The sequence below is a fragment of the Pseudomonas sp. F3-2 genome, assembly GCF_038804275.1.
GTDB lineage: Bacteria > Pseudomonadota > Gammaproteobacteria > Pseudomonadales > Pseudomonadaceae > Aquipseudomonas.
The window spans coordinates 1852199-1874509 of record NZ_CP152388.1 but is presented as its reverse complement, the minus strand read 5'-3'; the positions used below and the strand labels follow the sequence as shown (position 1 = coordinate 1874509).

General features: G+C 61.3%; 21 protein-coding genes. 5 read left to right on the top strand and 16 right to left on the bottom strand.

Annotated elements, in window-relative coordinates:
• Positions 1-154: 154 nt before the first annotated feature.
• From AAGQ88_RS08575 to AAGQ88_RS08545, 7 genes are read right to left on the bottom strand one after another with little or no spacing between them, the layout of a single operon-like run.
• Positions 155-994, bottom strand: coding sequence for an amino acid ABC transporter ATP-binding protein (locus AAGQ88_RS08575; RefSeq protein ID WP_342654988.1), 840 nt, complete (start codon positions 992-994; stop codon positions 155-157).
• Positions 981-1769, bottom strand: a complete 789-nt coding sequence (locus AAGQ88_RS08570; protein ID WP_342654987.1) for an amino acid ABC transporter permease — start codon at positions 1767-1769, stop codon at positions 981-983. The genes AAGQ88_RS08575 and AAGQ88_RS08570 overlap by 14 nt, the downstream gene beginning before the upstream one ends.
• Entirely contained in the window at positions 1759-2511 is a 753-nt protein-coding gene (locus AAGQ88_RS08565) for an amino acid ABC transporter permease (RefSeq protein ID WP_342654986.1), read from the bottom strand. Before AAGQ88_RS08565 ends, AAGQ88_RS08570 begins: the two co-directional genes overlap by 11 nt.
• Entirely contained in the window at positions 2508-3725 is a 1218-nt protein-coding gene (locus AAGQ88_RS08560; RefSeq protein WP_342654985.1) for an aminotransferase class I/II-fold pyridoxal phosphate-dependent enzyme, read from the bottom strand. Before AAGQ88_RS08560 ends, AAGQ88_RS08565 begins: the two co-directional genes overlap by 4 nt.
• A complete protein-coding gene (locus tag AAGQ88_RS08555) occupies positions 3722-5161 on the bottom strand; it encodes an FAD-binding oxidoreductase (RefSeq protein WP_342654984.1) in 1440 nt (479 codons plus the stop codon). Before AAGQ88_RS08555 ends, AAGQ88_RS08560 begins: the two co-directional genes overlap by 4 nt.
• A 17-nt stretch (positions 5162-5178) precedes the next feature.
• On the bottom strand, positions 5179-6027 hold the full coding sequence (locus AAGQ88_RS08550) for a transporter substrate-binding domain-containing protein (RefSeq protein WP_342654983.1): 849 nt from the start codon (positions 6025-6027) through the stop codon (positions 5179-5181).
• 42 nt (positions 6028-6069) lie between these two features.
• Positions 6070-6912, bottom strand: coding sequence for a transporter substrate-binding domain-containing protein (locus AAGQ88_RS08545; RefSeq protein WP_093466986.1), 843 nt, complete (start codon positions 6910-6912; stop codon positions 6070-6072).
• A 401-nt stretch (positions 6913-7313) separates the two neighbouring features.
• Between AAGQ88_RS08545 and AAGQ88_RS08540 the strand changes: the two genes are divergently transcribed.
• On the top strand, positions 7314-8168 hold the full coding sequence (locus AAGQ88_RS08540) for a LysR substrate-binding domain-containing protein (protein ID WP_342654982.1): 855 nt from the start codon (positions 7314-7316) through the stop codon (positions 8166-8168).
• 44 nt (positions 8169-8212) lie between these two features.
• Here the strand turns inward: AAGQ88_RS08540 and AAGQ88_RS08535 are convergent, their stop codons facing one another.
• From AAGQ88_RS08535 to AAGQ88_RS08525, 3 genes are all read right to left on the bottom strand, one after another.
• Positions 8213-8935, bottom strand: a complete 723-nt coding sequence (locus AAGQ88_RS08535) for a dienelactone hydrolase family protein (RefSeq protein ID WP_342654981.1) — start codon at positions 8933-8935, stop codon at positions 8213-8215.
• Between the two features lie 277 nt (positions 8936-9212).
• The gene (locus tag AAGQ88_RS08530) at positions 9213-10538 is read right to left on the bottom strand and encodes an LLM class flavin-dependent oxidoreductase (RefSeq protein WP_342654980.1); all 1326 of its coding nucleotides are present in this window, start codon (positions 10536-10538) and stop codon (positions 9213-9215) included.
• A 14-nt stretch (positions 10539-10552) separates the two neighbouring features.
• The gene (locus tag AAGQ88_RS08525; RefSeq protein WP_285425779.1) at positions 10553-11494 is read right to left on the bottom strand and encodes an aliphatic sulfonate ABC transporter substrate-binding protein; all 942 of its coding nucleotides are present in this window, start codon (positions 11492-11494) and stop codon (positions 10553-10555) included.
• A gap of 210 nt (positions 11495-11704) precedes the next feature.
• Between AAGQ88_RS08525 and AAGQ88_RS08520 the strand changes: the two genes are divergently transcribed.
• The gene (locus AAGQ88_RS08520; protein WP_285425780.1) at positions 11705-12148 is read left to right on the top strand and encodes a hemerythrin domain-containing protein; all 444 of its coding nucleotides are present in this window, start codon (positions 11705-11707) and stop codon (positions 12146-12148) included.
• 78 nt (positions 12149-12226) lie between these two features.
• Here the strand turns inward: AAGQ88_RS08520 and AAGQ88_RS08515 are convergent, their stop codons facing one another.
• The 3 genes from AAGQ88_RS08515 to AAGQ88_RS08505 all read right to left on the bottom strand — a co-directional run bounded on the left by AAGQ88_RS08515 (position 12227) and on the right by AAGQ88_RS08505 (position 15753).
• Positions 12227-13225 (bottom strand): bile acid:sodium symporter family protein, encoded by a 999-nt coding sequence (locus AAGQ88_RS08515; protein WP_285425817.1) that lies wholly within the window; start codon positions 13223-13225, stop codon positions 12227-12229.
• 202 nt (positions 13226-13427) lie between these two features.
• Positions 13428-13658: a hypothetical protein gene (locus AAGQ88_RS08510; protein WP_342654979.1), complete on the bottom strand. Its 231-nt coding sequence runs from the start codon at positions 13656-13658 to the stop codon at positions 13428-13430.
• Between the two features lie 187 nt (positions 13659-13845).
• Positions 13846-15753 carry a sigma-54-dependent Fis family transcriptional regulator gene (locus tag AAGQ88_RS08505; RefSeq protein ID WP_342654978.1) on the bottom strand — a complete coding sequence of 636 codons (1908 nt, stop codon included), beginning with the start codon at positions 15751-15753 and terminating at the stop codon, positions 13846-13848.
• 247 nt (positions 15754-16000) lie between these two features.
• Here AAGQ88_RS08505 and AAGQ88_RS08500 point away from each other — a divergent pair, with 247 nt between their 5' ends.
• Positions 16001-17839 (top strand): NAD(P)/FAD-dependent oxidoreductase, encoded by a 1839-nt coding sequence (locus AAGQ88_RS08500; RefSeq protein WP_342654977.1) that lies wholly within the window; start codon positions 16001-16003, stop codon positions 17837-17839.
• Positions 17840-17953: 114 nt separating this feature from the next.
• Here AAGQ88_RS08500 and AAGQ88_RS08495 read toward each other — a convergent pair whose 3' ends face one another.
• Together AAGQ88_RS08495 and AAGQ88_RS08490 are read right to left on the bottom strand one after the other, a co-directional pair.
• Positions 17954-18538 carry a peptidase gene (locus AAGQ88_RS08495; RefSeq protein ID WP_342654976.1) on the bottom strand — a complete coding sequence of 195 codons (585 nt, stop codon included), beginning with the start codon at positions 18536-18538 and terminating at the stop codon, positions 17954-17956.
• Between the two features lie 2 nt (positions 18539-18540).
• The gene (locus AAGQ88_RS08490; RefSeq protein ID WP_342654975.1) at positions 18541-19071 is read right to left on the bottom strand and encodes a TauD/TfdA family dioxygenase; all 531 of its coding nucleotides are present in this window, start codon (positions 19069-19071) and stop codon (positions 18541-18543) included.
• A 204-nt stretch (positions 19072-19275) separates the two neighbouring features.
• Here AAGQ88_RS08490 and AAGQ88_RS08485 point away from each other — a divergent pair, with 204 nt between their 5' ends.
• Entirely contained in the window at positions 19276-20058 is a 783-nt protein-coding gene (locus tag AAGQ88_RS08485) for a phage Gp37/Gp68 family protein (protein WP_342654974.1), read from the top strand.
• Between the two features lie 31 nt (positions 20059-20089).
• Positions 20090-21322, top strand: coding sequence for a three-Cys-motif partner protein TcmP (locus tag AAGQ88_RS08480; protein ID WP_342654973.1), 1233 nt, complete (start codon positions 20090-20092; stop codon positions 21320-21322).
• Positions 21323-21354: 32 nt separating this feature from the next.
• On the opposite strand, the gene AAGQ88_RS08475 is transcribed toward AAGQ88_RS08480, so the two are convergent.
• Complete coding sequence (locus AAGQ88_RS08475; protein ID WP_342654972.1) at positions 21355-22062, bottom strand: hypothetical protein; 708 nt, start codon at positions 22060-22062, stop codon at positions 21355-21357.
• Between the last annotated feature and the right edge of the window lie 249 nt (positions 22063-22311).

The window sequence follows — 22311 nt, the reverse complement described above, 5'->3', positions numbered from 1 at the left end:
CACTAAGTGAAATGCGTACCGCTTTCTGGAGGACCGCGCTTGCCCGCGATGGGGGATACCTGTCGCCGACGATGTTGGATGGTTTGTCGCCATCGCGGGCAAGCGCGCTTCTACAAGGTCTGCGGTGACCGAGGGTGGCCATTCCAGCCCGTCGCTACACCGACAGGCTGTACCGACTGATATTGCTCAACAAATAAGGGTCGCCGCTGGCTGCGGGACGCCGACCCGCGTCGCCGAGCGCGTGCCGCAAAAAGGCCTGGGTGCGTTCGCTCTGCGGGCGCTGAAAAATCTGTTCGGCGCTGCCGTGTTCGACGATCAGGCCATGCTCGGTGAAATACACCACGTCGCTGATGTCCTCGGCGAAGCGCATTTCGTGGGTGACCAGCACGCACGTCATGCCCTCCTCCGTGAGTTCGCGGATCACCGTCAGCACCTCGCCCACGGTTTCCGGGTCCAGCGCCGAAGTCACTTCATCGAACAGGATCAGCTCGGGCCGCATCGCCAGGGCCCGCGCAATCGCCACGCGCTGCTGCTGACCACCGGACAACTGCCCCGGGTACGCATCGGCCTTGTGCTCCATGCGCACCTTGGCGAGCAGCACCCGAGCCTCTTTTTCCGCATCGACCGAATTGCGCCCCAGCACCTTGCGCGGTGCGATCACCAGGTTCTCCAGCACCGACAGATGCGGAAACAGGTTGTACTGCTGGAAAACGAATCCGACGCGCTTGCGCAGCTCGATACGCTGCGCTTCGTTATTGAGCGTGTGGACCTCGGTGGTGCCGACGCGGATCGACCCGCGCTCAGGCTGCAACAAGCCGGTGATGCAACGCAGGATCGTCGATTTGCCCGAGCCCGACGGGCCGATGATCGACACTGCCTGGCCGCGCTGCACGTCGAGATCGATGCCCTTGAGCACGCGGTTGCTGCCAAACGACAGATGGATGTCGCGCAGGCTGATCAGGGGTTGCTCGGCGCGCGTTTCAGGAGAAGGCATAACGTCGCTCCAGGTACTGAGTGAGTCGGGAAATCGGGTAGCAATAGGCGAAGAACAGCGCCAGCACGCTGAAATAGATCAGCACCGTAAAGCCGGTCCGGTTGACGGTATTGCTGGCGATCTGCGCGGTGTCGATCAGGTCATGCACCCCCACCAGCGAGGCCAGCGCGGTGCCCATGGTGATGACCGCGTAAAGGTTCATCCACGGCGGCAGCATGCGTTTGAAGCACTGCGGCAGGATGATCGAGCGGAAAATCTGCCCCCGTGTGAACGCCAGCGAGCGCGAGGCCTCCCACTGAGTGCTGGGGATCGAGCCGATCGCGCCACGAAAGATCTCCGCGACATTGGCGCTGGCCGGCAAGGCCAGACCGATCGTGACTTTCACCCAATCAGGAAAGGCAATCCAGGCGCTGCCGATGCGCAACTCGAACGGGAACACATAGGTGGTGAAGTAGATCAGTACCAGCCACGGCGCGTTGCGAAACACCTGTACCCAGATGCGCGCAGGCAAGCGGGTGATCCACAGCGGCGACACGCCGAGTGCGCCGATCAACAGCCCCAGCAGCGAACCGATCGCAATCGCCAGCAGGCTGATGAGGATGTTCTGGCCGAAGCCTGTGGCCAGCGCAGGTGACCATTCCCACAGCGCCGCCAGCACCGGACTGCCCGGCGCCGCATAAATAACCAGCACGGCAAACACCGCTGCCAGCAGCAGCTTGCCCGGATGCCGACGCGGCCACGAAAACGGCAGGTTCACAGACGAATCAATGGCCATAGCCGGGCATCCTCAATTTTGCTTCCAGGGCACGGCCGACGCAGTTGACGACGAAGCTGAGCAGACCGAAGAACGCCAGCAGCAGAATCATCAGCTCCAGCACGTTGTCGCTCTGGGTCCAGATCATGATCGAGGCATAAGTGATGTCGCCCACGGCAATGGCCGAGGCCACCGCGGTCATCTTCACCAGGTCGATCAGGTTGTTGATCAGTGAGGGCAACGCGAAGCGCAAGGCCAGCGGCAGCTGCACGTTCCACAGCAGTTGGCGCGTGCTGAACGCCAGCGAACTTGCCGCTTCCAGGGTGACCGCCGGCACCGCTTCGATGCCGGCGCGCAACGCCTCGGCATGAAAGGCGCCCTTGTGCAGGGATATCACGATCACCACCCAGGCGAACGGGGTCAGCGGGTTGGCGGCGCCCACCGCCTGGGTCAGCAGCATGTTCAGGACAAGGAACGCGCAGTACAGCTGCACCAGCGTCGGCGTGTTGCGGGTGACTTCGATGAACACCCGCGCAGGCCTGGCCAGATAAGGTTTGCCGCTGGTAAGCATGGCCGCCAGCGCGACCCCTGCCAGGAGGCTGCCGACGATGGTGCACAGGCACAGCAGCACCGTCGTCAGCGCACCGCTGACCATCGAACCCCGCTGGTAAGCATCCAGCAGAAAGCCGTAGTTCAGGCCGAACTTCGCGGTCCACTGCACGAACGCCCCCAGCCATTGATCAAGGGCAAGCCAATGACTCATGCAAGTGCCTCGCTGCGCAGTTGTGCGCAGGCGTCGGCAATGCGCCGTCCGGCCTCGATCACGCTGTGGGTGGCGGTGGCGATGGACAGACGAAACCAGGGCGACAAGCCGTAGGCGCTGCCCGCAACACCCGCCACGCCCTGCTCCAGCAGATAATCGACGACATCGCCGTCGTCGTTCAGGCGCTGACCGTCGGGACGGATGCGTCCCAGCAGACCGGCGCAACGCACGAAGACGAAAAACCCGCCTTCTGGCGTAAGCACGTCCAGGCCTTGCACGTTGCCGAGTGTCGACACCAGCAGATCCCGACGTTGCCGATAGGCTTGCACCTGATCGGGAAGAAACGCCAGGCCGCCCTCGAACGCCGCCAGTGCCGCAGCCTGTCCCACCGAGGACGCGCCGGACGTCGACTGCGACTGCATGACCGCCATGGCGCTGGTCAGCACCTGAGGGCCGGCGCCAAAGCCGATGCGCCAGCCCGTCATGGCGTAGGTTTTCGACACCCCGCCGACCAGCAAAGCCCGGGCCTGAAGGTCGGGCGCGACGTTGAGCAGGCTCACGGCCGGCTGTCCGTCGAAACGAATGTGCTCGTACAGTTCGTCCAGCAACACCAGCACGTGGGGATGCCGACGCAACACCTCGGCCAGCGCCAGCAGTTCCGCCTCGCTGTACACCGCGCCGCTCGGGTTGCCCGGGCCGTTGAGAATCAGCCAGCGGGTGCGCCCATTGATGTGCTGTTCGAGCTGCGCCGGGGTCAGCTTGCAGCCCTGCTCCAGACCGCATTCGATGAACACCGGCTCACCGCCGTTGACCCGCACGATGTCCGGAAACGACGGCCAGTAAGGCACCGGCACCAGCACTTCATCGCCCTCATCCAGCGTCGCGGCGAAGGCATTGAAAATCACTTGCTTGGCGCCGTTGGCGACGACGATCGACGACAGCGTGTAATCCAGGCGGTTTTCCCGCTGCAGCTTGCGCTGGATCGCTTCACGCAGTTTTTTCACGCCCGGCGTCGGCGTGTACTTGGTGGCGCCACCGTCGATGGCGCGGTAGGCGGCCTGCTTGATGTGCTCCGGTGTGTCGAAATCCGGCTCGCCGGTGGTCAGGTCGAGGATGTCGCGACCGGCCTCACGCAACTCGGTGGCCCGGGATTTGGCGGCGGCATTGGCCGACAGCGAAACGCGCTGGATGCGCGTGGACAGACGAACGCTCATGGGGCGTCACTCCGGCTTTCGGGGCTTGCCAGGACTTTGCCTGGGTTGAGCAGATTGAGAGGGTCCAGCGCCTGTTTCACCCGGCGCATGAGGTCCAGTTCCACGGTGCTCTTGTAGCGCGTCAGCATCGCCCGCTTGCGCTGACCGATGCCGTGCTCGGCGCTGATCGAGCCGCCGAACGCGTGGGCGCTGTCATGCACCCGTTCACTCAGCTCAGCGTAATGAGCCATGTGCGCCTCGACCGTGGAGTCCAGCGGATGCGCGACGTTGTAATGCAGATTGCCGTCGCCCAGATGACCGAAAGTGAAATTGCGCACGCCGGGAAAATGCGCCTGCAGCAAGGCATCGGTGTGCTCGACGAACTCGACGATGCGCGAGACCGGTATCGAAATATCGTGCTTCATGTTGCGACCGGCGCGTTTCTGCGCCTCGCTCATGTTCTCCCGCAGCAGCCACAGCGCTTCGCTCTGCGCCAGGCTCTCGGCAATCAGCGCATCGGCCAGCAGACCTTCTTCGAAGGCGTTGCCCAGCACGTCTTCAAACGCCTGACGGGCATGCGCTTCGCTGTGGTTGTCGGACAGTTCGAGCAAGGCGAACCAGGGTTGCGGCGCCCGCAGAAAAGGCTGCGGCCCCTCGGGAAACTGCTCGCGCAGCAGCGCCAGGCAATCGGCCGTCAGCAGCTCGAACGCGGTCAGGCTGGCGCCGAAACCGGCCCGGGCGTGAGACAGGAAACTGACCGCGTGCGCCAGCGAATCAAACGCCAGAAAGGCCGTACTCTGCGCCTTGGGCAACGGGAACAGCTTCAGCGTCGCGGCGGTGATGATGCCGAGCGTGCCTTCGCTGCCGATGTACAGGTCGCGCAGGTCGTAGCCGGTGTTGTCCTTGCGCAGGCCGCGCAGCCCATTCCAGATTTCACCTTCGGCGGTAACCACTTCCAGCCCCAGCGTCAGCTCGCGGGTGTTGCCGTAGCGCAGCACCGCGGTGCCTCCTGCGTTGGTGCCCAGATTACCGCCAATGGTGCAGCTGCCCTCCGCGCCCAGGCTCAGTGGAAACAACCGCCCCGCGCGACGGGCAACCTCCTGAACGTTCTGCAGGATGCAACCGGCCTCGACGGTCAGGGTGTCGTTATCGGTATCAATCTCGCGCACCCGGTTCAGCCGGTCGAGCAGCAACAGCACCGCCCGCCCGCTGCTGTCCGGGGTTGCCGCGCCCATCAGGCCGGTGTTTCCGCCCTGCACGACGATCGGCGCCCGGTGCGCGACGCAGGCACGCACCACTGCGGCGACCTCCTCCGTATTGGCCGGGCGCACCACCGCCAGCGCTTTGCCGACATAGGTACCCTGCTTGTCGGTGAGTTGCGCGGGTGACGCCTCACCCGGCAGGACGTAAGGCGTGCCGAGCAATTGCTGCAAGGTCTGGAACAGTTCACCGCTCATGGCTGGTCTCCCGGGAATCACTGCGCCGCCAGCGGCGCGGCATTGCGGAACTGCTCGTGCAGATCGCGAAGAGCCTGGGAAGGCGCCATGCCAGTGCGCTGGCCGACCTCGATCAGCCAGCCACTGCGATGCCAGTCACGAATGATCGCGTCCAGTTTCGCTTGCGTGTCGTGTTCGCCCTTGCGCACCCAGATCACCGATTTGGACGGGATCAGGTCGGTGGCCAGCGGAATGTCGTAGTCGGCCCATTCCGGGTCATCGAGCAGCGCGTGCATGGTCGGGCTGACGTGCACCGCCGCCACGCAGCCGTTACCGCGCAACGACAACAGCGATTCGGACTGGCTGCGGAACGCCTTGATCTGCGCGCCGTAGGTTTCCTGCAACGGCTTGATGAAGTTGCTGCCCTGCGACACGCACACCGGCTTGCCCTTGAGGTCTTCCCAAGTGCTGATGCCTGCGCCTTTGCGGATCAGCGCCGCGCCGCCCACTTCTTCGTAAGGCGTGGGCACATAGTCGAGGATCTCCGCCCGCTCATCGGTGTACTGCATGTTGGCGATCAGGATGTCGACCTTGCCCTGCTGCAGAAACTGCACGCGATTGGGTGCCAGTACCGACACGGTCTCGATCTCCACACCCAGCTTTTGCGCGATGCCCTTGGCCAGCTCGACGTTGTAGCCCAGGTGCTCGCCGGTCTTGGGATCGATGGTGCCGAACGGCGGGCCGCTGAGGATCACACCGATGCTGATCTTGTGCCGCTGCTGGATCTTGTCCAGCGTTGCGTCGGCGTGTGCGGACGCCGCGCTCAGCGCCAGACTCAGCGCCAGGCCGCAAGTGGACAGCGTCTTGCCAAAGGAAAAACTGCTCATGAACGATTGCCTTGTGGTGGAAGCCCGAATGAATGCAACGCCTCAGGCGCCGGCGGCCTGAAACTTGTCATGCAGCTCGACCAGCGCAGGCGACGCAGGCGTGATGTGATGGCGCTTTTCGGCCTCGATCAGCCAGCCGCTGCGATGCAGTTCCTTGACGATGGAGTCGAGCCTGGCTTGGGTGTCGGTCTCGCCGGGGCGTGTCCAGATCACCGAAGGCGCAGGGTTGAGCTCGGGGCTGATCGCGCGATAGTTCTGCCATTCCGGACTGTCGGCGATCAGTGGGTTGATCAGCGTGGCGTCATGTACGGCTGCGACGCAGTTGTTGCCGCGCAGGGCGAGCAGCGATTCCGAGGAGCTCTTGAACGCTTTCAGCTGCGCCCCGAACTCGGTCAGCGGCTTGACGTAACTGCTGCCTTGCGAGGTGCAGACGGGCTGGCCTTTGAGGTCTTCCCAGCGGGTGATCTTGCTGTCTTTGAGCACCGCCGCGGTGCCGCCGACGCGATAGAACGGCGTCGGCACGAAGCCCAGTTGCTGACCGCGCTCGGCGGTCCACTCCATGTTGGCGATCAACAGATCGACCTTGCCCTGCTGGAGGAACTGCACCCGGTTGGCCGGAAGCACCGGCACCAGTTCAGCCTCAGCGCCCAACTGACTGGCGATGTTCTGCGCCAGATCGACATTCAGGCCTTTGGGTTGCTGGGTAAGCGGATCGATGGAGCCGAACGGCCCACCGGACAACAGCACGCCGACCACCACACGATGACGCTGCTCGATCTTGTCCAGCGTGGCGTCGGCCTGCGCGGCGAAGCTGGCGCCCAGCGCAACAAGAGCGCCCGCGAACAAGGGCAACAGACGGGTAATGGGCGAGCGCGTGTACGGCATGGATTTCCCCTCGAAAGATCATCGGCTCGGCGCCTGAGACTCGTGGGTCGGCGCCTTGTAATGAACGCATCCTAGGGGAGCAATCAACAGCAACGGAAATGCAAATATCAAATATGGTTATAACTTTCTAGTTTCACGGCTTAGCGCAAAACGGAATAAGTCCGTGTTTATTGGGCTTCGTGAATATCCTGAAGGAAAAGGTGTTTCATATTCATAAAAATCCGTAATGTATTGGCCTTCGCAGCTGATGTAATTCGCGGCGCGTGGCTTGTCCCGCCATCCGTTGTCGACACAGCGCGCAGCACGCCAGGCTGCGCTGTCGACCGATTCGTTGCCGATAACCGGCAGATCGGCGGCACAAGCCTCGTGCCTACACATACTGACGTTACAGGATAGAAAACATGTCCTCGACACTCGATCTCGAACTGCTGCGCACCTTCGTCGCCGTTGTCGATCATCACAGTTTCGCCGGCGCCGGCGCGCAGCTGTCGCGCACGCAATCATCGGTGACACAGCACATGCAGCGCCTCGAACAGCAGATCGGTGTCAGTCTGTTTCAGAAACAGGGTCGTCAGAAGCAGCTCACCGAGTCCGGGCGACAGCTGCTGCGCCACGCCCGGCAGATGCTGTCGCTCAACGACGATGCACTCAATTCCCTGCGCGAAAGCAGCCTCAGCGGCGTGCTGCGCATCGGCTCGCCCCATGACATCGCCGATACCATCCTGCCGCCCATCCTCAGCCACATCGCCCGGTCGGCGCCCAGGCTGCGCCTGGAAATCGACGTGGGCCGCAGCCCGTTTCTGATGGAGGACCTGCACCGCGGCAAGGTCGACATGGTGATTTCGACCCGCGAGGATCCGGCGCTCGAAGGGTTCGCCCTGCGCACCTCGCCGGTCTGGTGGATCTGCTCGGCGCAATACATCCACGTACCGGGCGAGCCGATTCCATTGATTCTGGTGGACGAACCGAGCATCTACCGTCGCTACGCGATGCAGGCGCTGGAAAGCGCCAATATCGCCTGGCGCCAGGCCTACCTGGCGTCAAACCTGATCGGCATCAAAGCCGCCACCCGCGCAGGGCTGGGCGTGACGGCGCGCAGCATGGAAATGCTCGGCCCGGACATGCGCGTACTCGGTGAAGCCGACGGACTGCCGCGATTGCCGGATGTCACCTATCACCTGTGGATACGGCCCAACACCGTCAACCCACTGGCCCGCAGGGCGTACGAACTGATTCGCGGCAGTCAGGGGCTGTGACCGGAGGAGCCGTTCGCCGTGCGGGAGCGAACTCGTTCGCGGGATCAAGGCTTCAGCACGGTCTCGATCCAGCGCTTCAGATCGGTCACCTCGGTTCCCGTGATGGTGTGCCCTGCTCCGGCATACGCGTGAAACTGCGGGCTGATCAGCAGGTTTTCCAGAACGGTCTGCGCATCGGTCGCGCCCGCGTATGCCACGCGGGTGTCGGCCGTGCCGTGGCCGATGAAGACTTTCAACGGTTTGAGGCGATCGTCAGGTTTCAGGCGGGCATTCAGGTCGGCCAGGATCTTGCCGCTCAGTGGCGCAATGGCGTGGACAAGTTCCGGGTATTGCAGGCCGATCTGGTAGCTCATCATCGCGCCCTGGCTGAAGCCGATCAGCACCACCTTGTCGGGCTGGGTGGCGTATTTTTCCGTGGCTTGCTGAATGAACGTCCTGAGCTGATCGGTGCTTTGGTCAACGTCTCGGGTAACGCCTTCGTACTCGGCCTGATCGGTGTCCTGGCTGAACCACTTGTAACCGCCACCGTCGACCTCCAGCGGCGCGCGCACTGACAGGTAGGTGTAATCCTGGGGCAACTCGTCCTTGATGCCGAACAGATCGCGCTCGTCGCTGCCGTAGCCGTGCAGGAAGATGATCAGGGGTTTGTTCCGGGTGTCCGCCGGGGCAGCGGCCAGATAGGGCAAGGCAAGGTCGCCCAGCAGAGCGGGTTCGGCATGGGCAAAACCCGTGAATACGCACAGCAGCGCGGCGAAAAACTTCATCATCGACATGGGCCCTTTGCAAAAAAACGTCGGGCCCATCATACGCAGCATGCTCCGGATGTCAGCCCGTAATTGAGCAAGGGAGGCTGTCAGAAGGCTGTACAGGATGCAGATTGTCCGGACACCCCCTGAAGCCGGGACGAATGCCACTCACTGCGGGAGCGGGCGGGCTCGCGATGATTCAAGGTCAGCCACTGAAGCAGCGTCGGCCGGACCGGCTTCTTCGCGAGCAGACGCCCTCTTACAGGGATCGATTCAGACAAGGTCAGCGTTCGCGGCCTCAATCCTCCAGCGCGGCAAGCCCCAGATGCTCGCGCAATGTCGAACCTTCGTAAGCCGTGCGAAACAAGCCTTTGCGCTGCAAGTGCGGGATCACGCTTTCAACGAACTCGCTGAACGAGCCGGGCAGATACGCCGGAGAAATCACGAAGCCATCACAGCCACCCTGGGTGAACAATTCCGCCAATTGATCGGCGATCTGCGCGCCTGTTCCCACCAGTTGCGGGACCCGAACGCTGCTGGCGAAGATCCGCCCCAGCTCCTCCAGCGTGGTCTGCGCGCCCTGCATCAGCAGCTTCTCGGCGGCAGCCGGATGGATCGACGGATCACGGGCAATTTCGGCCAGCGTGGCCGACAGCGGAAACGGCGACAGGTCCACGTTCAATTGCGAGGCCAGCGTCACCAGCCCCAACTCCGGGCGCGCCAGCGCGTTGTGCCGGTCGCGCTTGGCCCGCGCTTCGGCCTCACTGCCTCCAATGAACGGCATCACGGCGGTCAACACCTTGCAACTGTCGGCGCTGCGCCCTTGTTGCACGACCTGCCCACGCACGTCTTCGCGAAACGCCTGCATCGCTTTCAGGTGAGGGTGAATGGTGAAGATCGCCTCGGCCCAGCGCGCACCGAACCGCCGCCCTCGCCCCGACGAACCGGCCTGGATCAGCACCGGACGACCCTGCGGTGTGCGCGGTATGTTCAGCGGCCCTTCGACCTTGAACCACTCGCCCTGATGCTGCACGGAGGTAATCTTCGAAGGGTCGGCCAGCACACCGCTTTCGCGATCCAGCTTCAAGGCATCCGGCGCCCAACTGCGCCATAGCTTGAGCGCCACTTCGACGAACTCATCGGCGCGGTCATACCGCAGATCGTGCTCAAGGTGCTTGTCCTTGCCGAACAGCCGCCCTTCGCTGTCGTTCATGGACGTGACGATGTTCCACGCCGCCCGGCCTTTGGACAGATGATCCAGCGTGGCGAATTCTCGGGCGATGTGCGCGGGCTCGTAGTAAGTGGTCGAACGCGTGGCGCCCAGCCCCAGCTTGCGGGTCTGCCCCACCAGATAGGACAGAATCGGCAGCGGATCCAGACGCGTCGCATCCTGGGCGCCGTAACGCAACGCCACATCGCGGGAGCCGCCCATCTGGTCACCGACGGCCAGACGATCGGCGAAAAACAGAAAATCGAACAACCCTTCTTCCACCACCCGCGCCGTACGCGCGTAATACTCAGGGTCCAGATAATTGCCGATCGTTTCAGGGTGGCGCCAGGCCGCGTGACTGTGGATGACCGGGCCGGTCAGCAGAAAGGCAGACAGGTGAATTTGACGACTCATGGACAGTCTCCTGCTTAGTTGGCCTTGGGCACCCAGACGGCGATGTCGGAAATTTTCAGTGGCTTGGGAATCAGCCTGGCTTCGAAGTAGTAATCGGCGATGCGCTGCTGCTCGGCCAGTTGGTCGATCTTGACCGGCACGATGTCGTAGCTGCGACGGCTGTTGGCCAGCTCGACGGTTGCCGTCGGCAGGTTGCCCCACAGCGGCGCCAGGTTTTTCGCCGCTTCCTGCGGATGGCCTTTGACCCACTGCCCGGCGTCATGAAGGGTATCGAACACCACTTGCAGCACGTCCGGGTGGGCCTTGGCGAAGCTTGTATTGGCGACATAGAAACGGTTGTAGTTGGCAACGCCATCACTGCCATCGGCCAATACACGCACATGGTGCTCTCGCTGTTGCGTCGCCAGGAACGGGTCCCAGATCGCCCACGCGTCGACATTGCCGCTGGAGAACGCCGCCACGCCGTCCGGCGCTTCCAGGTAAACGGGCTGGATATCAGCGAGGGTCAGCCCGGCTTTTTTCAGCGCCGAGATCAACAGAAAGTTGCTGCCCGAGCCCTTGGACACTGCAACGCGCTTGCCCTTCAGATCGGCCAGGCTGTGGATCGGCGAGTTGTCCTGGACGATGATCGCCTGCGCAGTCGGCGACGGGTTTTCACGGGCGTAATAGGTCAGCGGCGTGTTGGCGGCCTGTGTAAACAGCGCAAAGGCATCCGCCACGTCAGCGTGCAGATCGACGCTGCCGGCATTCATGGCGCTCAACAGACCACTGCTGAACTCATGCCAGTTGACCGTGAAGCCCAGCGGTTTGAGGCGCTGCTCGAGCTGACCGTCGTTCTTGAGCAGAATCCACAGCGTGGAAGACCGCTGATAGCCGATATTGATGACCTGCTCGGCGTGGGCAGTGACCGTCGCCAGCAGCAGAGTGGCGGCGACGATGAGCGTGCGAAGGGACATGGCGATCCTTGGGTTGAAGGCGACTGAAGCGGACGCTCAGCATGGAAATGCATGAGCGTTCGGGTTGAAATTCTTTTTTATTATAAAAATAGCCCATGAATATGAAAGAAACGTATGGATCTAAGCTTATGCCCCTGCCCTCAGGGAACGTCCGATCATCGCCGACGGTCTAGCAATAGGCACACCTGCCGTTGACCAAGGAACCACACCGTGAACATTTTCGAAGCCCTGAGAGAAAGCCATGACCGGCAGCGCGGTTACGCCGATGCACTGATCCAGACCCACGGCGACAGCAAGGAACGCGTTGAGGCGTACAAGCAGCTCAAGGCCGAACTCCAGGCTCATGAAACCGCCGAAGAGCGCTTCTTCTATATCCCGCTGATGCAGTTCGACAATGGCGTCGATCTGAGCCGCCATGCCATTTCCGAGCACCATGAGATGGACGAGATGATGGAAGAACTGGATGAGACCGAGATGTCCAGCCCGGCCTGGCTGGCGACCGCCAAGAAGCTCTCGGAGAAGGTCCACCATCATTTGAAGGAAGAAGAGCAGAAGTTCTTCCAGATGGCCGGAAAACTGCTCGACGACAAGCAGAAAGAGAAACTGGCGGGCGAGTACGTCAAGGAATACGAGGAACAACTGGCCGAAGCCTGATCGCGATCAACGCTTGCAGACACAAAAAGCCCCGAATCATCGGGGCTTTTTCATACCAGCGGCGTGACACCAAGACGATTACGGATCGACCTGCGCCATCAGTTCCGCAACCGGTTCAGTGCGCTTGGCGTAACGCTGGGCGAGCACCGCGCAAACCATCAACTGAATCTGATGAAACAGCATCAGCGGCAGGATCAACACACCGATGGTACTGCCGGCGAACAGCACTTGCGCCATCGGGACGCCGGTCGCCAGGCTTTTCTTCGAGCCACAGAACAGAATCGTGATGCGGTCTTCCTGATTGAAGCCGAAGGCCTTGGACAGCAGGGTCGAGGCCGTCAGCACCAGCGCCAGCACCACACAGCAGACGACCACCAGACCGCCCAGTTGCCAGAGCGGAATCTTGTGCCAGATGCCTTCGTTGACCGCCTCGCTGAATGCGCCATAGACCACCAGCAGAATCGAGCCCTGATCGACGAACTTCAGCCAGCTTTTATTGCGCCCTACCCAGGCACCGATCCAGCGACGGGCGATCTGGCCGACAATGAACGGCAGCAGCAACTGCACGCTGATCTTGATGATCGCATCGAGCGTCGAGCCGCCCTCGCCGTGAACATTCAGCAGCAGCGTCACCAACAGCGGCGTCAGGAAAATCCCGAACAGACTCGACGCCGCTGCGCTGCAGATCGCCGCCGGAATATTGCCGCGCGCCAGCGACGTGAAGGCAATTGCCGACTGCACCGTGGCCGGCAGTGCGCAAAGGTAAAGGATGCCCATGTAAAGATCGTTGCCGATCAGCGGTGACAGCACCGGCTTGAGCGCCAGGCCCAGCAGCGGGAACAGCACGAAGGTCAGGCCGAACACCAGCAAATGCAGGCGCCAGTGGCCCGCACCGGCGATGATCGACTCACGCGAGAGTTTTGCCCCATGAAGGAAAAACAGCAGGGCAATGGCGATGTTGGTCAACCAGCCAAAGCCGACGGCGACCTGCCCACTGGCGGGCAAAAAGCTTGCGATGATCACCACGGCGACCAGCGTCAGGGTGAAGTTGTCAGGTAAGAACCGAGGGCGCGTCATCTCTTTCATCCGGATGTGCAGGAACATGGTGGCGACTTTAACGCGCCCTGAACGTGCAGGCTAACGCCAATATGTCGACCAATGCCGCGTAACGGACATACTTCAAGCGTGGGACGAAGTCGATGCAGCGGCCTGAGCGAGCCACAGCGCGGTGTTGCTTCAAGCCGCGCTGCGTCTGCTACCCGGGCGAATCATCCAGGTTTTACGACAGCCCGCCCTGAATCACGCGCATGACCGTCACCCGACGCTGACCTTGTGTCCGGTTGATCAGGTCGCTGAGCTGCGCCTGCCACTTGAGCACGTCCTTCTCCTGGGAGAGCGCCATCAACTGCTCCCAGCCCATCCCCGCCGGCGCGGCGCCTTGCGCACCAGGCGCCTCGGTCATGTGTTCACGCTTCAAAAGGTTTGCTGCAATTTCCGAGAGGGTGCTCAAGGTTGGCTCCAAGGCAGCTCATCTGGGAGCGTGCCGATTCGTGTCTGCGAGAAGGTGCAGGCGACCTTGCGTCAATTTTCGGTTGGCGAGGCGTCCTGTACAGGGGAAGTAGCAAGGTTCAGACCAACACGGGCAAGACTCTGGAAAGCGCGCGCTGGCAGCGTCGCCCCCTTCTGCGCACAGGCAGTCACGAGGGCAGCGGGTCGGGCCGGCCGGGACGAACGATGCCGTGATGCCGCAGCTTGCGATACAGCGTATTGCGACTGATGCCCAGCCGCGCGGCGACCCGAGCGACATGCCAGTGCTCGGCTTCGATCAGGCTGAGCAGCGTCTGACGCTCGGACTGATGCAAGGGGTTTAGCGCCACCGCCGAGGCGTCCGGCAACAGCTCGGCCACATCGTCGAGCGTCACGCGCCCTTCCCGGGCCAGCGCGATCAATGTGCGCAGGCAGGTGCGCAGTTGTCGGACGTTGCCCGGCCAGGGGTGCGCCAGCAAACGTTCCCTGACGCCCGGCTCCAGCTGAATCCGCAAGCCCTTGGCCTCGTTGCGCAGCAACAGGTCGAGCAGCGCGTCTCGGTCGGAGCGCTCGCGCAGCGGCGGCAGCTGCACGGCAAACCCGCCTACGCGATAGAACAGGTCCTCGCGAAAACGGCCGTCGGCCACGCAGGCCTGCAAGTCCTGATGGCTGGCACTGATCAGGCGAACATCCAGAGGACGCGCCGACGCACCGCCCAGCGGCACGACCTGACGTTCCTCCAGCACCCGCAACAGACGCGTCTGCAGTGCCAACGGCATGTCGGCAATTTCATCGAGAAAGAGGATTCCGCCGTGGGCCTGCTCCAGCTTGCCGACCATGCCGTCCTTGCGCGCGCCGGTAAAGCTGCCGCCACGGTAACCAAACAGCTCGCTTTCGATCAGCGACTCGGGAATGGCCGCGCAGTTGATCGCGACAAAAGGTTGGCCTGCCCTGCTGCTGGCCCGGTGCAGTGCCGCGGCGAAGGCTTCTTTGCCCGTGCCGGTTTCGCCTTGCAGAAATACCGGCACATCCCGCTCCAGTACCCGTAGCGCGCGGTCGAAGCCGCGTTGCAGGCGCGGATCCTCCAGGCACACGCGTGCATCCTTGATGCCGGGTTGCGAGGGCGTCGCCCGTGGTGGCGTACGCAGCGGTGCGCGAAGCTGAGCGTAAAACAGCCGACCGTCGAGCAAGCGCAGTGGCCAGCACACGCCAGGCTGAGCGCTGGCCTGACTCAGCAGGTGTTCGATGGGCGTCTGCACTAACGCTGCAAGCGGCTGGCCCACCAGTTGCGCCCGGGTCATGTCCCACAGATCCAGCGCGGCCTGATTGACCGAGCAGACGCGGGCGTCATCGTCGAAACCGAGCAGGCCTTCTCCCAGCAGCCCCACGAACCCGGCTTCCGGGTGAAAGCGCAACAGATAACGGTGCGGTTCATTGCCCAGGAAAAAGCAGCTTTCGATCAGTCTGGCGGACAGCTGGGTCAGCGCCATGGCCTGAAAATGCTGTGCGAGGCTCTGCTCTTTGCGCACCGAGGAAAGATTGAGCACCGCCAGCAATTCGCCGCTGGAATCGAATACCGGGCTGGCCGAACAGGTAAGCCCGACGTGTTTGCCGCGAAAATGCTCATCACGCCGAATCGTCACGTGGCGGCGCTCCACCAGGCAGGTGCCGACGCCATTGGTGCCCTCGTTTTCTTCGCTCCACACCGACCCCAGCCACAGCCCGGAGCGCTGGAACTCCGAACGCTCGGCCCCGTTGAATACGCTGTCGATCGCAACCCCGCGAGCGTCGGTCAGCAGCACCACACGACCGTCACGCCCGACCTGCTGGTGCAGGCTGTTCATCTGCCAGCGCGCGGCGGCGATCATGTGTTCCAGCGGCGCGCGGTGATCCTGCAGGCGCGGCTGCTCGAGGACATCGGGCGCGCGGCGGCTGGCGGGATCGAGTCGATGTTGATCCAGACAGCGGCGCCACGATCGGGTGATGGCAAGGTCAGGGCCTGGGCTTGCACTGGCGTGAGTGCCCTGCACCGCTTGCAGCACCTGCTGCGCGTGGGCGTTGATCAGGGTGGGCGTCATTATTGTTGTTCTCCGTGACGGGAAGCGACGGCTCAGTCCGCAGCTTAGACCAAGAGACCGCCCCCGGCCGCCCGCGCGCCGCGTGACACTGTGTCACCGAGTCATATCGCCAGCGTGACACTCCGCCGATCTCAAAACACTGGCCAATCTTCCAAAAACCGGTCTGCCACGCAGGTTTGGCCGAGGTGGCCCGACGCTTGCTCTGATCCGGTCCGGTACAAAAACAACAAGATCGGGAGAAGCCCCCATGAACATCGCCGTAGAAACACCTCATCAAACGCCGACCACCGAACTGGCCGCCTGGGTCGACAATCTGGGTCAGCGGCTCGCCCAACGGGACCTGGACGGCGCCCTGGAACTCTTTGCCGACGAATGCTACTGGCGAGACCTGCTGCTGTTCAGCTGGAATCTGGTGACACTGGAAGGCCAGCCCGCGATCCGGGACATGCTCGAAGCGCGCCTGGACCTGACCCGGCCCGAGCAGTGGCAGCTGGACGGAGAAGCGACGCTGAACGACGGTGTGCTCGAAGGCTGGATCAGCCTTGAGACAGACGCCGGTCGCGGCAAAGGCTACGTGCGTCTCAAGGACGGCCTGTGCTGGACCCTGTTGACGACCCTGCGCGAGCTCAAGGGGTTCGAAGAGCCCACCGGCCGCCGGCGACCGATGGGCGCCAGTCATGGTCACGGCCACGCCGACGGGCGCAACTGGCTGGAGCGTCGCCGCGATGAAGAAGCGTCGCTGGGCCGCACCGTTCAGCCTTACTGCCTGATCGTTGGCGGAGGTCAGGGCGGCCTGGGCCTGGCGGCGCGGCTCAAACGCATGGGCGTGCCGACCCTGATTGTCGACAAAGCCGAGCGCCCCGGTGATCAATGGCGCGGACGCTACAAATCGCTGCGCCTGCATGACCCGGTCTGGTACGACCACATGCCGTACCTGCCCTTCCCCGATCACTGGCCGGTGTTCACGCCAAAGGACCAGATCGGCGACTGGCTGGAGATGTATGCCAAGGTCATGGAGCTCAATTACTGGCCGCGCACCGAATGCGTAAGTGCGCGCTTCGACGAGCAAGCGGGCACCTGGACGGTTCAGGTGCAGCGTGACGGCGAGCCGCTGACACTGACGCCGACCCAGCTGATTCTGGCCACCGGTATGTCCGGCGTGCCGAACGTACCTGCCTACCCCGGCGCCGAACACTTCCAGGGTCAGCAGCATCATTCCAGCCGGCATCCGGGCGGCGATGCCTGGCGCGGCAAGCGCGCGGTGGTGATCGGCGCGAACAATTCGGCCCACGACATCTGCGCCGACCTGGTCGAGAACGGCGCCGACGTCACGATGGTGCAGCGCTCCAGCACGCACATCGTGCGCTCGGACAGCCTGATGGACCTGGTGTTTGGCGGCCTGTACTCGGAGGATGCCGTGGAAAGCGGCCTGACCACCGACAAGGCCGACATGCTCTTCGCCTCCATTCCCTACAAAGTCATGCCCGCTTTCCATCGGCCGGTGTTCGACGTCATCAAGGCGCGTGACAGAGACTTCTACGAGAGTTTGAGCCAGGCAGGTTTCATGCTCGATTTTGGCGACGACGAGTCGGGCCTGTTCATGAAATACGTGCGGCGCGGCTCCGGTTATTACATCGACGTGGGCGCCTCGGCGCTGATTGCCGATGGCACCATCAAACTGAAAAGCGCGCCGGGCCTGGGTGTCGAGCGCATTGAAGCGGACACGGTGGTGCTCAACGACGGCAGTCGCCTGCCCGCAGACCTGATCGTCTACGCCACCGGCTACGGATCGATGAACGGCTGGGCAGCGAAGCTGATTTCCCAGGAAGTCGCCGATAACGTCGGGCCCTGCTGGGGTCTGGGCTCGGGCACCACGAAAGATCCTGGTCCGTACGAGGGCGAACTGCGCAACATGTGGAAGCCGACGCGGCAGCCGAACCTGTGGTTCCACGGCGGCAACCTGCATCAGTCACGGCATTATTCGCTGTACCTGGCGTTGCAGCTCAAAGCGCGTTTCGAAGGGCTTGCCACTCCTGTCTATGCCCCGCCCCGCGCACCCGGCGACGAAGTAGGCGCCACTGCCTGACGCTGAGCCCCGATGCATGATCGGCGAGTAAAAACCGAGGACGATTGAGCAGGACCTTCCTGTGCAATCGCGCCCCGGTCCGGGCAGGCTTGATGAAGCGTTCAGGGCGCTGCGTCAGTCGAGGGGGTATTCGCGCCCGATCACTTGAGGGTCGAACGCCGTGCGACTGAAGATGCGGTGTACCATCGGCGCGAAATGACTCAGTGCAGGTGTCGGATACTCCGGGTCGAACGACGACTGGTCCCAACGCTCACAGAAATCCACGCAGCTTTGATAATACGGATGCCCTTTGTAGCGATCGCGCTCGTTACGGTCGCCGCCGTAGTGATGCGCGTAGTAGAAATTCTGAAACAGCCCGTGATGGTGCAGTATCCAGGTGACTTCGTTGCGCACGTAGGGCCGGATGATCGAGGCCGCGTACTGCGAGTGGTTATAGGGCGCCAGACTGTCGCCCAGATCATGAATCAGCGCGCCGACGATCATCTCTTCGTCCGCGCCGTCCGCCTCTGCCCGGGCCGCCGCCTGCAACGCGTGTTCAAGGCGATTGACCTTGTAGCCGCTGAGCGTATGGGCGGACGCCTCGAGGGCTTCGAGAATCCGCTCCGGCAGGAGGCTGTTGTAGTCCTGCTCCAGGCGCTCGAGGAAGTGATACTCCTCGGCTGTGCCTGCCTTCATTTCAATGAACGCAACCTGCTCCACTTTCACTTCTCCTGTACATGGCCGAGGATTTTGAGGGCGCTGGCGTAGCGTTCGCGCGGGCCGTCCAGATCGATGTAACAGCCCTGAAGATGACGATGCCCTTCGCTGGGGTCATAAGCCGTGCGACCGTGCAGCACGCGGCTGTTGTCGAACAGCATCAGTTCGCCCGGTGCCAGCTTGAAGCGGATTTCGTTCCCCGGATCGGTAAACAGTTCGCCCAGACGCTTGCGCGCCCGATGGAAGCGCCGCAGCGTCTGGACGTCGAGCAACGGCAGTGCATCGAGCCGTGGGCTGTAATGCACGCCCAGGGTTCGGCCTTGACGGTCGGTGTTGATGATCGGCCGATGCGTCACCAGTTCGGTGCCTTTGTCGACGAACCGGTATCTGACCGGAATCGAGCACAGCAGCTCGTAGCCCTCGGGGTCTTCCTCGGCGAGCAGGCTGACGACATTGATGCTGTCGACGAGGGTCGACAGCCCTCCCCCCCTGGCTTCGGATCTTAATGCGAAGACCATTCCTACTCTACGCGCCATTGGGCGGGAAGCATCTCCTTGAGGAGCCAAATCGAGCAAATCACAGTACACTGTACATTTATACAGCACTTGACTGACAGAGCCCCAATCAGCGCCTCATACCTGCCCTAATGGCAAGTAATTCATTATGATGACCATCGAATTCGGCTCTCTCGGTCAGAAATGCGCCGATTAGGAACGCAAACGAGGGGGCTAGGAAAGGATATGGCAGAGACACAGATTGAATGGACAGACTCTACTTGGAATCCGGTAGCAGGTTGCTCCATCATTAGTGCCGGGTGCAAAAACTGCTATGCCATGGAAATGGCACGTCGGCTTGAAGCCATGGGCACCCCGAAGTACATGGGTTTGACCCGCAAAAAGAACAAACGCATCGTCTGGAACGGCTCTATCGTAGAAGACCATGACTCTTTGGCGATTCCGTATCGCTGGAAGAAACCCCGCAAGGTTTTTGTGAACTCAATGAGTGACCTCTTCCATGAAAAGGTCAGTGACGAGTTCATCGTTGCCGTGTGGAAGGTGATGCGAGAAACCCCGCATCACAACTATCAAATTCTGACCAAGCGCCCGGAGCGGATGAAACAGATCCTCAACGAAGTCATCACTGAGGTTCTACCCAACGTCTGGCTGGGCACGTCCATTGAAGATAAAGATGCCGCTGGACGAGTCCAGTTCCTGAAAGACACCCCTGCGCAAATCAGGTTCATCTCTTTCGAACCGCTCATAGGGCCAGTGGGCAGCATTGATCTCACGCAGATCGACTGGGCCATTGTAGGTGGCGAGAGCGGCAACAAGGCGCGTCCGGTTAAGGAGGAGTGGATCGATGAGATCTACAACCAGTGCCTGGACAGTGGTACAGCATTTTTCTTCAAGCAATGGGGGACGTGGGGTAAAGACAACGTCCGACGTTCGAAAAAAGCCAACGGCAGAGAATACCGTGGCAAGACCTGGGACGAAATGCCTGTAAAGCTGGTGGGCATGGCGTAGAAGAAACACGGTAGCCTGACAAGGAATATCCATGGTAGGAAAGAATTATGCTTGGGGAGAAGGCGCAGTACTCTCCGAGCACTCAAGGAAAAAGCACCAGATTCTTCGCGAGTACTTCTACAACTACGTGATAACACGGTGTAGATCGCCTCAGGTTAGAAAATTCCGCCTGGCCGTTGTTGATGGCTTCAGTGGTGCTGGCCGATACAACTGCGGAGCGGCAGGGTCTCCAATCATCTTCGTTGAAGAGTTGAGCCGAGCCATCACGGCCATCAACGTGAAGAGAGCTGTGGATAAGATGCCACTGGTTGAAATCGAGTGCAGTCTTATCCTTAATGACGCTGAGCCAGATGTCATTGACATTCTCAAGACCAATCTTGCCCCAGCGCTGCTGGAACATACAGGCTCAAATCCTCACCTTAAAGTTAATCCGCACTACTTTAGTGAGCTTTTCGAAAACGTCTACCCGGCTATCAAAGGCTTGATTCGTACAGAGCGTCACAAGAGCATTATCTTCAACCTTGATCAATGCGGTCACAGCCATGTGGAGACGGAGTCTCTGGTTGACATGATGGGCCTCAATGAATCTGTTGAGATCTTCTACACGTTCATGATTGAGGCGCTGCTGGCGTTTTTAAAGAAGAACGATCCCGAGGCTCTAAAGGCGCAACTGTCATACCTTCAACTGACCAGCCACGACTTTGAAATACTGGTTCAGCACACCTCCAAGCGTGAATGGCTGGGAGCCGCAGAGCGGATCGTGTTCAACAGCTTCAAAAAGTGCGCAAGATACGTCAGTCCATTCTCCATCAACAATCCTGATGGCTGGCGTTACTGGCTCATTCATCTCGCCAACTCCCACAGGGCTCGCCAGGTGTACAACGACATCCTCCACCAAGACAGCGAAACCCAAGCCCACTACGGTCGATCAGGCCTCAACATGCTTGCCCACGACCCAAACCAAGGAAAGACGCTTTATCTATTCAACGCTTCTGCCAGGGAACAAGCGAATGAGGAGCTGTTGGAAGACATTCCAAAATTCCTTCACGACTCAGCACCAACGCTGCAGGTGAAAGATTTTTACGAGAGGATCTACAACAACACGCCAGCTCACAGCGACGACATCAACTCTGCGCTACTCGGGAGCAATGAGATCGTGATCAAGACTTCGACAGGTGGAACCAGGCGCAAGGCTACCCAAATCCACACTGATGATGTCATCGCGTTCAAGCAACAACGGAGCTTCTTCTTCCCCAAAAAATGAGTAGCCGTGGCCACGGAATGGCCAGGCTACCTTCACTTCACTCGGGTGTAGGTCTTGCCTGAAAGGATGTCCCGGATTTGCAGGATGGTTGCCCCGGTGCGATCTGAAATTTCCTCGGGCTCATGTGCTGAGGACAGGTCGTGGATGGCTGCCACCTGCTCAAGAGAAAGCCGGTCGGAACGGCTGCAGATCTGGGCAGCGGCCCACACGTCGTCCTGCCACTTTTCGGCCAGAGTCATACTGGGTAGCGCTTGGCCTGAGTGCCTGTCCAACCAATCGCCGAGAGCCCGCTCGCGATCATCAGGCAATGCGATCTCGCCCTTGGCAAGGATTGAATGCTCTCTAAGGTATCGCAGGCCGGCCTTTCCGCCCGGAATCATGTTGAGACGTCTTTCATCGTTCCAGTGTCCGTCAATCACAAATTTTTCGGTACTGTAGAGCGCTTCGAGATCATCAGTGATCGCCATTACTTTGTGATGGATGTAGGTGATCTTGCCCGCGTCCCTCTCCTCTCGAAACTTTTTATGGAAGCGCAATTGGCTGCCTTTATCCACCGCCCGCATGTGCTCAGCCCACCGACTCAGCCAGCGCCGCTTCGTGATGCCGACGTAAAAGAAACCGTCGTCCGGATACGAGCCTCCCTCCCCGAAAATGTGCTGATACAGCGCGTAAGCCTTATCTGGCCATTGCTGAGGTAAGAGCAGATAGTGAGCCGGGATGGTGAAAACGATGCTGGGCAATGTGACACCCGATACGTGCCGAGGCGGTGGAAACGTGCGTAGAGCAGTGAGCAAGGCCTGATCGGTAACCACGTCTAGCCGAATCAATGGGCCTATGGCTATCTCGTTGTCGGAGAGTGGACGTGCGGAGGTAAAATCCTTGCTTCCAACAAATCGGTGCCCCTGCCTAACCACTTGCTGTGGCGCGATGAATATCTCGCGATTCCCGAGCGCGATCAAATGAACTACAGGTATTAATTGCCCAGGGAA

Bases quoted from the DNA above. Each gene is read 5' to 3' on its own strand.
- AAGQ88_RS08500 (WP_342654977.1), top strand. From the start codon at position 16,001: ATGAACATCGCCGTAGAAACACCTCATCAAACGCCGACCACCGAACTG.
- AAGQ88_RS08560 (WP_342654985.1), bottom strand. From the start codon at position 3,725: ATGAGCGTTCGTCTGTCCACGCGCATCCAGCGCGTTTCGCTGTCGGCC.
- AAGQ88_RS08480 (WP_342654973.1), top strand. From the start codon at position 20,090: ATGGTAGGAAAGAATTATGCTTGGGGAGAAGGCGCAGTACTCTCCGAG.
- AAGQ88_RS08485 (WP_342654974.1), top strand. From the start codon at position 19,276: ATGGCAGAGACACAGATTGAATGGACAGACTCTACTTGGAATCCGGTA.
- AAGQ88_RS08540 (WP_342654982.1), top strand. From the start codon at position 7,314: ATGTCCTCGACACTCGATCTCGAACTGCTGCGCACCTTCGTCGCCGTT.
- AAGQ88_RS08550 (WP_342654983.1), bottom strand. From the start codon at position 6,027: ATGAGCAGTTTTTCCTTTGGCAAGACGCTGTCCACTTGCGGCCTGGCG.
- AAGQ88_RS08545 (WP_093466986.1), bottom strand. From the start codon at position 6,912: ATGCCGTACACGCGCTCGCCCATTACCCGTCTGTTGCCCTTGTTCGCG.
- AAGQ88_RS08535 (WP_342654981.1), bottom strand. From the start codon at position 8,935: ATGATGAAGTTTTTCGCCGCGCTGCTGTGCGTATTCACGGGTTTTGCC.
- AAGQ88_RS08570 (WP_342654987.1), bottom strand. From the start codon at position 1,769: ATGGCCATTGATTCGTCTGTGAACCTGCCGTTTTCGTGGCCGCGTCGG.
- AAGQ88_RS08505 (WP_342654978.1), bottom strand. From the start codon at position 15,753: ATGACGCCCACCCTGATCAACGCCCACGCGCAGCAGGTGCTGCAAGCG.
- AAGQ88_RS08555 (WP_342654984.1), bottom strand. From the start codon at position 5,161: ATGAGCGGTGAACTGTTCCAGACCTTGCAGCAATTGCTCGGCACGCCT.
- AAGQ88_RS08565 (WP_342654986.1), bottom strand. From the start codon at position 2,511: ATGAGTCATTGGCTTGCCCTTGATCAATGGCTGGGGGCGTTCGTGCAG.
- AAGQ88_RS08525 (WP_285425779.1), bottom strand. From the start codon at position 11,494: ATGTCCCTTCGCACGCTCATCGTCGCCGCCACTCTGCTGCTGGCGACG.
- AAGQ88_RS08575 (WP_342654988.1), bottom strand. From the start codon at position 994: ATGCCTTCTCCTGAAACGCGCGCCGAGCAACCCCTGATCAGCCTGCGC.
- AAGQ88_RS08515 (WP_285425817.1), bottom strand. From the start codon at position 13,225: ATGACGCGCCCTCGGTTCTTACCTGACAACTTCACCCTGACGCTGGTC.
- AAGQ88_RS08490 (WP_342654975.1), bottom strand. From the start codon at position 19,071: ATGGCGCGTAGAGTAGGAATGGTCTTCGCATTAAGATCCGAAGCCAGG.
- AAGQ88_RS08530 (WP_342654980.1), bottom strand. From the start codon at position 10,538: ATGAGTCGTCAAATTCACCTGTCTGCCTTTCTGCTGACCGGCCCGGTC.